The sequence below is a fragment of the Arthrobacter sp. YN genome, from assembly GCF_002224285.1.
Lineage (GTDB): Bacteria > Actinomycetota > Actinomycetes > Actinomycetales > Micrococcaceae > Arthrobacter.
The window spans coordinates 2,922,171-2,934,433 of record NZ_CP022436.1 but is presented as its reverse complement, the minus strand read 5'-3'; the positions used below and the strand labels follow the sequence as shown (position 1 = coordinate 2,934,433).

Annotated in this window: 12 protein-coding genes; 11 read left to right on the top strand and 1 reads right to left on the bottom strand. The window is 62.5% G+C overall.

From position 1 onward, the window contains the following. The first annotated feature begins 44 nt into the window (after positions 1-44). The 11 genes from CGK93_RS13245 (at position 45) to nusB (ending at position 10,842) form a co-directional block, all read left to right on the top strand. Positions 45-275: a hypothetical protein gene (locus CGK93_RS13245; protein WP_026540817.1), complete on the top strand. Its 231-nt coding sequence runs from the start codon at positions 45-47 to the stop codon at positions 273-275. A gap of 114 nt (positions 276-389) precedes the next feature. Beyond that, the gene (gene alaS / locus CGK93_RS13240) at positions 390-3,068 is read left to right on the top strand and encodes an alanine--tRNA ligase (RefSeq protein WP_089595237.1); all 2,679 of its coding nucleotides are present in this window, start codon (positions 390-392) and stop codon (positions 3,066-3,068) included. Between the two features lie 2 nt (positions 3,069-3,070). Then, positions 3,071-3,661, top strand: coding sequence for a Holliday junction resolvase RuvX (gene ruvX / locus CGK93_RS13235; protein WP_089595236.1), 591 nt, complete (start codon positions 3,071-3,073; stop codon positions 3,659-3,661). Next, positions 3,658-5,466 carry an endolytic transglycosylase MltG gene (gene mltG / locus CGK93_RS13230; protein ID WP_089595235.1) on the top strand — a complete coding sequence of 603 codons (1,809 nt, stop codon included), beginning with the start codon at positions 3,658-3,660 and terminating at the stop codon, positions 5,464-5,466. The genes ruvX and mltG overlap by 4 nt, the downstream gene beginning before the upstream one ends. Continuing rightward, positions 5,463-6,317: a shikimate dehydrogenase gene (locus CGK93_RS13225; protein ID WP_089595234.1), complete on the top strand. Its 855-nt coding sequence runs from the start codon at positions 5,463-5,465 to the stop codon at positions 6,315-6,317. The genes mltG and CGK93_RS13225 overlap by 4 nt, the downstream gene beginning before the upstream one ends. A 26-nt stretch (positions 6,318-6,343) precedes the next feature. Further along, entirely contained in the window at positions 6,344-7,543 is a 1,200-nt protein-coding gene (gene aroC, locus CGK93_RS13220) for a chorismate synthase (RefSeq protein ID WP_089595233.1), read from the top strand. Positions 7,544-7,599: 56 nt separating this feature from the next. Continuing rightward, positions 7,600-8,109: a shikimate kinase gene (locus CGK93_RS13215; RefSeq protein ID WP_089597441.1), complete on the top strand. Its 510-nt coding sequence runs from the start codon at positions 7,600-7,602 to the stop codon at positions 8,107-8,109. Beyond that, entirely contained in the window at positions 8,106-9,197 is a 1,092-nt protein-coding gene (gene aroB / locus CGK93_RS13210) for a 3-dehydroquinate synthase (protein WP_089595232.1), read from the top strand. The genes CGK93_RS13215 and aroB overlap by 4 nt, the downstream gene beginning before the upstream one ends. Next, positions 9,194-9,715, top strand: a complete 522-nt coding sequence (locus CGK93_RS13205; protein ID WP_089595231.1) for a tetratricopeptide repeat protein — start codon at positions 9,194-9,196, stop codon at positions 9,713-9,715. Before aroB ends, CGK93_RS13205 begins: the two co-directional genes overlap by 4 nt. 153 nt (positions 9,716-9,868) lie before the next feature. Next, positions 9,869-10,432 carry an elongation factor P gene (efp, locus tag CGK93_RS13200; RefSeq protein WP_089595230.1) on the top strand — a complete coding sequence of 188 codons (564 nt, stop codon included), beginning with the start codon at positions 9,869-9,871 and terminating at the stop codon, positions 10,430-10,432. Continuing rightward, positions 10,432-10,842, top strand: a complete 411-nt coding sequence (gene nusB, locus CGK93_RS13195) for a transcription antitermination factor NusB (protein ID WP_089595229.1) — start codon at positions 10,432-10,434, stop codon at positions 10,840-10,842. The genes efp and nusB overlap by 1 nt, the downstream gene beginning before the upstream one ends. Before the next feature lie 68 nt (positions 10,843-10,910). Here nusB and CGK93_RS13190 read toward each other — a convergent pair whose 3' ends face one another. Continuing rightward, complete coding sequence (locus CGK93_RS13190) at positions 10,911-12,161, bottom strand: PrsW family intramembrane metalloprotease (protein WP_442856991.1); 1,251 nt, start codon at positions 12,159-12,161, stop codon at positions 10,911-10,913. Positions 12,162-12,263 lie beyond the last annotated feature (102 nt).

Genomic DNA, 12,263 nt, shown 5'->3' with positions numbered 1-12,263 from the left:
TGCCGAAGCAGGCAGCCGCAAAACTATAGGAAGACCAAAACCTCATGAAAAGAATTGTGTGGATGGGCATCGGCGTCGCCATCGGCGTCATCGCCTTCCGGAAGATCACTGAGGCCCAGGCGAACATCGGTCCTGATGGCTTGAACCGTGCCGTTGGCCGGATGGCTGACGGCTTGTTCGATTTCGCCGATGCGGTCCGGACGGGCATGCACCAGCGGGAAGAGGACCTTCGGGCGGCGTTGGGGATTGACGACGCCGGAGCCGGTCGCCGCTAGCGGAGCGGTTCGCTCCCACGCCCGCAACAGGGCAGAATGGAAAACTGCGGAACGGCACCAGCCGGTACCGCGCACATAACGTGCAGTGAATTGAGAAGGGTAAGTAATCAGCTAATGAAGTCGCAGGAGATCACCAAACGCTGGGTGGACTTTTTTGTCAGCAAGGGCCACACCGCCGTTCCCTCCGCGTCGCTCGTTTCCAGCGACCCGTCCCTTCTCTTCACCGTCGCCGGAATGGTGCCGTTCATTCCGTACCTGACTGCGCGCGAAGAACCTCCGTACAGCCGTGCCACGAGCGTCCAGAAATGCATCCGTACCGGAGACATCGAGGAAGTGGGAAAGACGGCCCGGCACGGGACGTTCTTCCAGATGTGCGGCAACTTCTCCTTTGGCGACTACTTCAAGGAAGACGCCATCAAGTTCGCTTTCGAGCTGCTCACCACAAGCGTTGACGACGGCGGCTACGGACTTCCCGCCGAGCGCCTCTGGGTGACCGTCTACGAAGAAGATGACGAAGCCAAGGAACTCTGGCTCAAGAACACCGAAATCCCCGCTGAGCGCATCCAGCGCATGGGCAAGGCCGACAACTACTGGTCCACCGGCCAGCCGGGCCCCGCCGGTCCCTGCTCGGAGATCTACTATGATCGCGGCCCCGCCTACGGCATCGAAGGCGGTCCGCTGGCCGATGAGACCCGGTACATCGAGATCTGGAACCTCGTGTTCATGCAGTACCAGATCGAGAATGTCCGTTCCAAGGTGGACTTCGACATCGCGGGAGAGCTCCCGCAGAAGAACATCGACACCGGCTTGGGCATGGAGCGTCTCGCGATGATCCTCCAGGGTGTCGAGAATATGTACGAAACCGACCAGGTCCGCCCGGTCATCGACCGGGCTGCTGAACTGTCTGGCCGCGAGTACACCTCGGCCGAGTCGCCGGAGGACCCGCACCACACGGACGATGTCCGCATGCGCGTCGTTGGAGATCACATTCGTTCCGCCCTGATGCTGATTGCTGATGGCGTTTCGCCGTCCAACGAAGGCCGTGGGTATGTGCTGCGCCGCCTCATTCGACGCGCAGTCCGCGCCATGCGACTGCTCGGCGTCGAAAAAGCCTGCCTGCCGGACCTTCTTCCCGCCTCCCGTGACGCCATGAAGGGCGTCTATCCCGTGGTGGAGACGGATTTCGCCCGGATCAGCCGCATTGCCTACGCCGAAGAAAAGGCGTTCCTGCGCACCATTGCTTCGGGCACGGCCCGCCTCGAGGATGCGGTGGCGGAATCGAAGGCTGCCGGTGTTCCGCTTTCCGGCGCCGACGCCTTTGCCCTGCACGACACTTATGGCTTCCCGATCGACCTGACGCTGGAAATGGCAGAAGAGGCCGGCCTGAAGGTGGACGAAGCAGGCTTCCGCTCGCTCATGCTCGAGCAGCGCCAACGTGCGCAAGCTGATGCCAAGGGTAAGAAGGGCGGCCACGCGGACCTCAGCGCCTACCAGGATCTCCTGGGCAAGGGCGAGACCGTCTTCACAGGCTATGACGAACTTGAGGGCGAATCCTCGGTCCGCGGCATCGTCAGCGGTGGCCGTGCTGTAGGACATGCCTCCACTGGCGACGAGATTGAGCTGGTCCTCAACGAAACTCCGTTCTACGCAGAAGCAGGTGGCCAGTCCGCTGACACGGGCCTCATCACCGGCGACGGCTTCGTGGTGGAGGTCCTGGACGTTCAGCGGCCCATCAAGGGTCTGAGTGTGCACAAGGCGATTGTCCGCGAAGGCGAGATTGCCTCCGATGCGTTGGTGCGCGCCGCCGTCGACCGTGAACGTCGCCACGCAGCCGAGCAGGCCCACACCGGCACGCACATTGTGCACGCCGCCCTGCATCAAATCCTGGGCCCTGAAGCTACCCAGCGTGGTTCCTACAACAAAGCAGGCTACCTGCGTTTCGACTTCGCCTGGGGCGAGGGTCTGAGCACAGCCACGCGGTCCGAGATCGAAGAGGTCTCCAACATCGCCATCCGGAACAATTACCGGGTAGACACCAAGGTGATGGGGCTCGCTGAAGCCAAGGCGCTGGGTGCCATGGCACTGTTCGGCGAAAACTATGGCAGCGAAGTGCGCGTCGTGGAGATCGACGGCGCCTGGTCCCGCGAGCTGTGTGGTGGAACGCACGTGTCCAACACCTCGCTCATCGGCAGCCTTTCGCTGCTGGGAGAGCAGTCAGTTGGCTCCGGAAACCGCCGCGTTGAAGCCTTCGTTGGCCTGGACGCATTCCGTCATCTGGCCGCCGAGCGGGCCTTGGTGACTGAGCTCACAGAACTCCTGAAGGTTCCCTCCGGGCAACTCGCCGACCGCATCTCCAGCACGCTGAGCAAGCTGAAGGCAACGGAGAAGGAGCTCGACCGCCTTCGTAAGGAGCAGCTGGCCGCGGCTGCCGCAAACCTGGTGGGCACTGCAAAGGACGCTGCGGGTGTGCGCGTAGTAGCCCACGACGCCGGTCAGGTCGGCGGTGCCGACGATCTCCGGAACCTCGCTTTGGACCTCCGCAGCCGCCTTGGCTCGGACGCTGCCACAGTGGCTGTTGCAGGCGTCAGCAATGACCGCCCGGTGATCCTCATTGCCACCAATGAGGCCGCCCGCGACGCCGGAGTGAAGGCCGGTGCGCTGGTTCGCCTGGCTGCCGGCATCCTTGGCGGTGGCGGTGGCGGCAAGGACGACGTCGCCCAAGGCGGCGGCGCCGACGCTGGGAAGGTCTCTGAGGCCCTCACAGCGGTGGTGGATGCGATAGCCAAGCGCTGACGGTGGCTGCAAGTACTAACAGCGACGTCTACCCCCGGGGCATCAAGCTGGGGGTAGACGTCGGCACCGTCCGAGTGGGCGTGGCCATCTGCGATCCCGACGGAATCCTGGCCACACCCTTCAAGACCGTTGCACGGGACACCAAGAAGAACTCCGACGTCCGCGTTGTAGTCAAGCACGCTGCTGAACTGCCTGCGGTGCAGATCTTCGTGGGCCTTCCCCGCACCATGAAGGGTGAGGAACGTGCCTCTGCAGACATGGCCACGGCGTACGCCGAACTCATCGCCAACGAGCTGATGCGGACCGGCTTGGACATCCCCGTGAGCCTTGTTGACGAGCGGCTTTCTACCGTCACGGCACACCGCAACCTGCACCAAGCTGGCATGAGCAGCAGGAACCACCGTAAAGTGGTTGATCAGGTTGCCGCTGCTGGAATACTGCAGCACGCAATTGACATGCAAAAAGCCAGAGGAACGGACGTTGGCCGCCGAGTGCAGGCACCGGCGCAATCCGATAAACCCAGCAGTGCCCCAACGCTGCTGGATGCCTCCGGCAGTGAACCCGATTCTTCTACGAGGGGACTGCAACTGTGAGCCCGGTCAACAACGACCCCTCCAGCGGTACCGCCGGCGGCGGTATGCCGCTGACCCGCAAAGAGCTGCGGGCGCGGGAACGATTCCTCGCCACGCAGAACCACAACGTCGTACCCGTTCCCGAAGCGACCCCGGGGGAAGCCGCTGCGTCCGCAGACCGTGAGCCTGAACTGCCCCGTCCTGTTCCCGCAGTGCCCCTTGCGCCGGTTGCGCCACCCGTGCCGGCTGCTCCACCCGTTCCCGTGTCAAAACCTGCTGCTCCTCCCGTTCCCGCCGCGCAACCGGTGTCTTCAGCGCCGATTCCTGCCGACCAGCCCACCCCGGCGTCCAATGACGAATCGCCGTCCGTTGAGGCTCCGGGGGAGGCACAATCCGTTGAACCGGATCATGGCGGGAATCACCTGGACGGCGCAGAGCCCCACGAGGTGGAGGGACATCACAACCCCGGGCATGCGGATCCTGACCTCACGCACGACGTTGCCGGGCATGGGCCGCGCACCGATCTTCATGATGAGCACCATGTGGACGGGGTTCACCATGATGAGCACCACACGGACGGGGTTCACCATGATGAGCACCACGCGGACGGGGTTCACCATGATGAGCACCACGATGATCCCCACCATGATGAGCACCACGATGATCCCCACCACGATGAGCACTTCGCCGACGGTCTTCATCACGATGAGCACCACCACGACCTCATCGCGCCTGTCGAGCAGACGGCCTCTGCCAAGGCAGCGGTCAAGAAGGCCCGCCGTCGTCGTCGCGTCCTTGCCCTGCTGATCACGCTGGGTGTCTTCGTTGCCGCCATCGCCATCGGGGCCCAGTTCCTCAAGCCCTTGCTGGGCATGGATAGAGTGACTGACTACCCGGGCCCCGGCACGGGATCGATCACTATCACTGTTGCAGAAGGTTCCGGCCCCAAGGTCGTTGCCAACACACTCGTCGAGAACAAAGTGGTGGCCGACGCTGATGCGTTCGTCAAGGAGTTCCTCAGTGACGGCGGTGAATTGTCCCCGGGCGAGTTCACCTTCCGGACCGAGATGAAGAATTCCGACGCCGTGGATGTGCTGGTCAACAAGGACGCGTCCAAGGTGATGTACTTCGCCCTCAGCGCGGGCCTTCGCATCAATGAGTCGCTGGAAGCCATTTCCAAGGGCTCGGGTATCTCCATGCAGGAACTCAACGCGCTCAACCAGGCCCCGGCACAGTTCGGCATTCCGTCCAAGGCCAAGAACCTGGAGGGCTTCCTGGCCCCGGGGGAGTACCGCTTCCCGCTCGGCACGCCGGCAAAGGACATCATCCAAAAGCTGGCCACCACCACGCTGGATGAGCTCAAGTCCCAGGGAATCACGGAACCGGGCAAGCAGTATGACACCGTGACCATCGCCAGCATTGTGCAGGCTGAAGGCGGTCAGGCGGACTATGGCAATGTGGCCGGTGCCATCTACAACAGGCTTAAGCCGAACAACGTGGAAACCAGCGGCCTGATCCAGTCCGATGCGACGGTGACCTACGGACTCGGCAAGAAATCCTTCCATCTCACGGAGGAAGAGAAGGCCGATAAGTCCAATACGTACAACACGTACGCCAATGTTGGGTTGCCGGCCGGGCCCATTGGCTCACCGGGCAAGACTGCCATTGATGCCGCGGCCAAACCCACCCAGAACGACTACATGTACTGGGTCACCATCAACCTGGACAGCAAAGAAACCAAGTTCTCCAAGACGCTGGCTGAGCACAACACCTACGTTGAGCAGTACAACGCGTGGTGCCAGGCCAACCCGGGACGGTGTGTGTGAGTCGTCGTGCCGCCGTCCTGGGGCATCCGATCTCGCATTCGAAGTCACCGGCCCTGCACACTGCGGCCTACGCCAAACTGGGCGTTGACATTGAATACTCCGCAATCGACGTCACCGTGGACGGCCTTCCAGCCTTCATGGGGTCACTCCGCGGCGATGACTCCTGGTGCGGGCTTTCAGTGACAATGCCGTTGAAGTCTGCCATGGTCAAGGAGGTTGACGAGGTCCGCGGCGCGGGCGCCCAGTTGGGAGTCATCAACACCGTTGTCTTTGACCACGGCGGCGGGGCTGTGCGCCGCGTCGGGTACAACACCGATGTCGCCGGGATCGTCGAGGCGGTCCGGTATGCAGGGGTTGCCTCCACGCCCCACGCGGCCATCCTGGGTGGCGGCGGTACCTCCGCTGCCGCCGTTGCTGCCGTCAAGGAACTTGGCGGCAGTCACGTGGATGTCTTCGTTCGTGATGCAGGACGTGCCGGCGAGGCGGAAGCCGCTGCAACCGCCGTCGGAATTTCCCTCAGTGTCAGGCCGTTGACTGAAGCAGCCACCGCTGTAGCAGGCACCGACCTGGTGATCTCCACTTTCCCGCCGCGTGCCGCTGATTCGTTGGCTGAAGAGTTGGCGGCCTTGCCGGGAACGGGGGCCGGTGTCCTGCTGGACGTTGCCTACGATCCTTGGCCCAGCCGCCTCGCTGAGGTGTGGCATGGTCACGGAGGTGCCGTAGTACCGGGTCTTGAGATGCTGATGTACCAGGCGGCCGAGCAGATCAGGCGCTTCAGCGGCTGTGACGTGGATGCCGCCGTCATAGATGTGATGTGCGACTCAGTCGGGCTTCCCCGGCGAGTGTTCTAGAAGCCTTACATGGCAGGATTGGTTATATGTTGCGTTGGTTGACTGCCGGTGAATCCCATGGTCCGGCCCTGATCGGAATTGTTGAAGGCGTGCCCGCCGGTGTTGAACTCACCAGCGCGCAGATCCGTGACGCCCTGGCGCGTCGTCGCCTGGGCTACGGACGTGGTGCCCGCATGAAGTTCGAGCAAGACGAGGTCACCATCATGGGTGGCGTCCGTCATGGCCTGACGCAGGGCGGCCCCGTAGCCATCCAGGTGGGCAACACCGAGTGGCCCAAGTGGGAGCAGATCATGTCTGCGGACCCCGTAGATCCCGAGGTCCTTGCCGACCAAGCCCGCAACGCACCCCTGACCCGGCCGCGTCCGGGCCACGCAGATTTCACGGGCATGCAGAAATATGGCTTCGATGAAGCCCGTCCGGTCCTCGAGCGCGCCAGTGCCCGCGAAACCGCCACCCGCGTAGCCCTTGGCACCGTTGCTGCGCAGTTCCTCAAGCAGCTGGGCGTGGAATTGGTGAGCCACACTGTTTCCATTGCCAGTGTGACTGTTCCCGAGGGCCGCCCCCTGCCGCTGCCCCGGGATGTCCTGGCCCTCGACGCCGACCCGCTGCGCTGCTTTGACCGTCAGACCTCCGACGCCATGGTCGCTGAAGTGGACGCCGCCCACAAGGAAGGCGAAACCCTTGGCGGTGTTGTTGAGGTCCTGGCGTACGGACTTCCGCCGGGACTGGGCAGCTACGTGCACTGGGACCGCCGCCTTGACTCCCGCCTGGCTGCTGCGCTGATGGGCATCCAGGCCATCAAGGGAGTGGAGGTCGGGGACGGTTTCCTTACTGCTGCGCGCCGTGGTTCCGCTGCCCACGATGAAATCCTGAAGGACGCTGACGGAAAAATTGTTCGGCAGACCAACCGTGCCGGCGGTATAGAGGGCGGCATGAGCATTGGCGAGGTTTTGCGCGTGCGTGCGGCCATGAAGCCGATCGCTACCGTTCCCCGTGCCCTGCGTACCATCGATGTCAGCACAGGCGAACCCGCCAAAGCCCATCACCAGCGTTCAGACGTCTGTGCGGTGCCCGCAGCCGGCGTTGTCGCCGAAGCAATGGTTGCACTGGTCCTGGCCGAGGCCGTCGCAGAGAAATTCGGCGGCGACTCCGTGGCTGAAACCCAGCGAAACCTGCAGAGCTACCTCGACAGCATCCCGGCCACCCTGGACTCGGTCGGCCGGTAGTGGTTCGCCCGATCCTGGACGGCTGCACCGGCCGTCCCGTTGTGCTGGTGGGCCCGATGGCTGTTGGCAAGTCGGCCATTGGCCAGCAGCTGGCCCAGCAGTTGGGGCTCCCGTTCGTGGACACCGACGCTGTGGTGGTGTCTGCCCACGGCAGTATCGCGGATATTTTCGCGGGGCGCGGAGAGCACGCTTTCCGTGAAATTGAAGCCCGGGCAGTGGCGAAGTCCATCGAGAATGCCAAGGTTCAGCCCGCCATTATTTCTCTCGGTGGGGGAGCGGTCCTGGACTCCGGAACCCAGCAACTGCTGGGAGAGTGCACGGTGGTCTACCTCGAGTGCGACGCGGAGACCGTTGCCGACCGGATCGCGCGGAACACTGGCAGGCCATTGCTGAAAGGTGATGCGATGACGCGATGGGAAGCCTTGTTCGCTACGAGGCGTCCTGTCTATGAGCGTCTCGCGGACATCGTCATGGACGTCCGTTCAGGATCCGTGGCGGAAATCGGCCTCCGGTTGGAGGAGCGGCTGCGCCAGTATGCAGCCTTGAAAGAGGAAGTTGAAAAGTGAGCAACGAAGCAACTGTCATCAAGGTGACTGGCCAGTCCGCCAATGAAAACTACGACGTCGTCGTGGGACGCGGCCTCTTGGAGACCCTTCCCGAAAAGCTCGGGGAGCGTGTCCGGCGTGTCCTGGTCATTCATCCCCGGGCCCTCCGCCTGACGGGGGACACGGTCCGCGACGAACTGGAAACAGCCGGCTTCACCGCACTCACGGCCGAAATCCCTGATGCGGAAGAAGGCAAGCACATCCAGGTTGCCGCTTTCTGCTGGCAGGTGCTGGGCCAAAACGACTTCACCCGCTCTGACGCCATCGTGGCGGTCGGCGGCGGCGCTGTGACGGACCTGGCCGGCTTCGTGGCAGCCACATGGCTTCGTGGTGTCAAAGTCATCCACATGCCCACCAGCCTGCTGGGCATGGTGGATGCTTCAGTGGGTGGAAAGACCGGCATCAACACCGCCGAGGGCAAGAACCTTGTGGGGTCCTTCCACCCGCCGGCTGGCGTCTTGGCAGACCTCGACACCCTTCAGACGCTGCCCAAAAACGAGCTCATCTCCGGCATGGCCGAGGTCATCAAGTGCGGGTTCATTGCTGATCCCGCCATCCTGGACCTGATCGAGAAGAACACGGACGCCGTGATGGACCCGGCCTCGGACGTTGTCCGCGAACTCATCGAGCGGGCCATCACGGTTAAGGCAGATGTCGTTTCACAGGACCTCAAGGAATCCGGCCTCCGCGAAATCCTGAACTATGGCCACACCCTGGGACACGCCATTGAACTCGTGGAGCGCTACTCCTGGCGCCACGGTGCTGCCGTCTCAGTGGGCATGATGTTCGCTGCCGAGTTGTCGCGCAGCGTGGGGCGGTTGTCGGATGCCGATGCAGACCGTCACCGCACCATCCTGGAAAGCCTGGGACTGCCCATCACCTACCGGCGTGACCGCTGGCAGGGTTTGCTGGATGGCATGCGCAGGGACAAGAAGTCCCGTGGTGACCTTCTGCGGTTTGTTGTCCTTGACGGCGTTGCCAAGCCTGGCATCCTGGACGTTCCCGATACCTCCCTCCTGTTTGCGGCCTACCAGGAGATCGCATCATGAGTGTCGCCGTGCGGGAAGGAGTCAGCGACTGGCCAACAGCCGGCTTCCCGGGCGTTCGAACGAATCCCGATACCCTCCTGCCCGTGATTGTCAACGAAGAAGTCATGGAGACGGCACTTGCAGCCTCTGATGATCCCGCTGACCGCATCATGGCCTTGCTGTTGGAAAATCAGCCCAACGAGGCTGCCGAACTCTTGGCCGAAGCCCGCTACAAGGATCCGGAGTCGTTCCGACTCAGGATTTTCGAAGCGGAAGTCCACCGCGCCACCAACCGGCTGGACCGCGCCATACAGTTGTTCCGCCACCTCTTGCAGGACGTCCAGGGCAGCTCGAAGGAAGCGATCGTCCACCAGTACCTGGGGCGGGCCTACTTCGTCAGCGGGAACGCCTTGGCTGCATCCGAGGAGTTCGCGAAAGCCTTGGACCTTCGCGTCGCCATGGCTGCTGATGCCGCGCTGATCTATTCCTCCGCCGTAGCCCTGCAGAGGGCCCGGAATGTGCTGGAACTGGCTTCCTGACGCACGCGGGAACACACCCCGCAAGCCCTCGGCGTATTTGCCGGTAGAATGGTTCTTGGATTTTTGATAAATACGCGCTGGCGGGCCGATTGGTACGCCTGCTTGGCATAGATAGCTGGCAGCTAGAACCAGTGCGATAACCAGAGGATACGAGTGGCAACCACAAACGACATCAAGAACGGGACCGTACTGAAGCTCGAGGGCCAGCTCTGGAACATTATCGAGTTCCAGCACGTCAAGCCTGGCAAGGGTGGCGCCTTTGTCCGCACCAAGATGCGCAACGTCATGTCCGGCAAGGTGGTCGACAAGACCTTCAACGCCGGTCTGAAGATCGAAACCGCTACGGTTGACCGCCGTGACTACCAGTACCTGTACCAGGATGGCGAAGACTTCGTTTTCATGGATACCCAGGACTTCGACCAGATCACTGTCTCCGGTGCAACGGTTGGCGACGCCACCAACTTCATGCTCGAAAACCAGATGGTCAACATTGCCATCCATGAGGGCACCCCGCTGTACATTGAACTGCCCCCGAGCGTTGTCCTCGAAATCACCTACACGGAGCCGGGCCTCCAGGGTGACCGCTCCTCGGCAGGCACCAAGCCGGCCACCGTTGAAACCGGCTACGAGATCCAGGTTCCGCTGTTCGTCGAGCAGGGCACCAAGGTCAAGGTCGACACCCGCGATGGCAGCTACCTGGGCCGGGTCAACGACTAGTGAGCGCACGCGGTAAAGCCCGTAGCAGGGCTCTTGAAGTACTCTTCGAGGCGGAGCAGCGCTCCGTCTCGGCTTTCGACGCCATGACGGCGCGCCGGGAGAAGACTGACTTGGTCATCAACCCCTACACGGTGGAAATCGTCGAGGGCGTTGTCTCCATGCAGGCAACCATCGATGAGTTCCTGGCGACGTATGCCCAGGGCTGGACGCTGGAGCGGATGCCGTCCGTGGACCGTATCATTCTGCGGATTGGCGCCTGGGAACTTCTCTACAATGACGAGGTTCCGGATGGTGTCGCTGTCAGCGAAGCCGTGGCCCTCGCCAAGACGATGTCCACGGACGAGTCCCCGGCGTTCATCAACGGACTCCTCGGCCGGCTCCAGAAGCTGAAGCCATCACTTCTCGCTTAGGTACACGCCAGGCCTGAATTCAAAGGACCCGCTTCACAGGAAACTGTGGGAGCGGGTCCTTTTTGCCTTTATTGGAGGACAGCTGCCCGCAGGCCGGGGATGCTGCGGAGATGCTCCAACTCGTCCTGCTGGTGAACGTGGACGTCCCGCCCGCTGAGTATCCTTTGCCTGGTGAACGCCAAGGCAGTGGCTCCCTTAATGAAGGACTTCATCTGGTTTCCACGGCCGCGTGAGGATGCCCATCGGACCGCCTGCCGCCTGCCACGTGTGGTGGCAAGCATCTCCACCTCGGCCGGAGTGAACCAGCCTGCCCGGGCATACTCAAGGAGGCGCTGGCGCGTGAGTTTTCCTTCAGCGACCCGAAGCAGGATGATTCCCACTGCTGCCACCAGGAAGATGGGAACCTGGACCACGAAGTACTCCACCAGGAAGTTCTGACCCATGCTGTTCCAGCGGTTGTGGAGGAACATTGCGGGCAGTAAACCTATAAAGAATCCCATGACGGCATAGCCGCTGTGCCACCTCCGCGCAGCAAAGCCCATGATCAGGCCGGTAGTGCCGGTGAACACGGCGTGGGCGAAGGGTGACATGACGCCGCGGAGGATGAAGATACGGACCAAGTCCGTCCCGGGATCGGTGGAGGAGGCAATTTCGCGTCCAAAGTAGAGGATGTTCTCCGTGAAGGCGAAGCCGGCGGCAATGGTGAAGGCGAACACCACTCCGTCCACGGGTCCGTCAAAGTACTTCCGTGCGGCCAGGATCAGGACCAACAACCCGAGAGACTTGGTGAATTCCTCGACGATGGGTGCCTGGACTGTTGCCATGAAGTATGTGAAAGCTTCTTCGCTGCTGGTGGGTGCGGCCAGGGCAAAGAGAGGTTGGATGAGCAGCGTCCCGGCAATCGACACTGCCGCACCCCACGTGAAGGCGAACCACAGAAGCCTTTTTGGTTCCGGCTCCCAGCGATCGATGAGGCGTACCGTCAGCAGCACCACGGACAACGGAATCAACGAAGCAATGAAGCCGATCACGAAGCCTGTCACGCCGGTGTTGCCCAGCAGGAACGGCAGCACCAGCATCAAGCTGGCAAGGGCAAGGACCCCACCAACAATGACCAAGGGGAGCGTGCCCAACGACCGGCGGCTGCGCGGTGCCTGTGGTGTGGCCCAGGTTTGCCGTGGGAGCGAGGCTGGATTCCCTGGCGCCGGTTGGTAGTTTCCTGGCTGCACCCGTCCGATCCACGTGGGGTTGGCGCCAGGTTCCAGGTACGGTCGCGGATAGGGTTGTCCGCCGGGTTGGCCGTGGTGGTTCATGGTCATGGGCAAGAGCCTATTCCACGGCACGCAGTGTGAGCTTAAACTCACGCGTGGGTTGGTCGGGCGGTGAGGTGGCAAAGAGCCGCTGTGGTAGTTTTGAAAAGC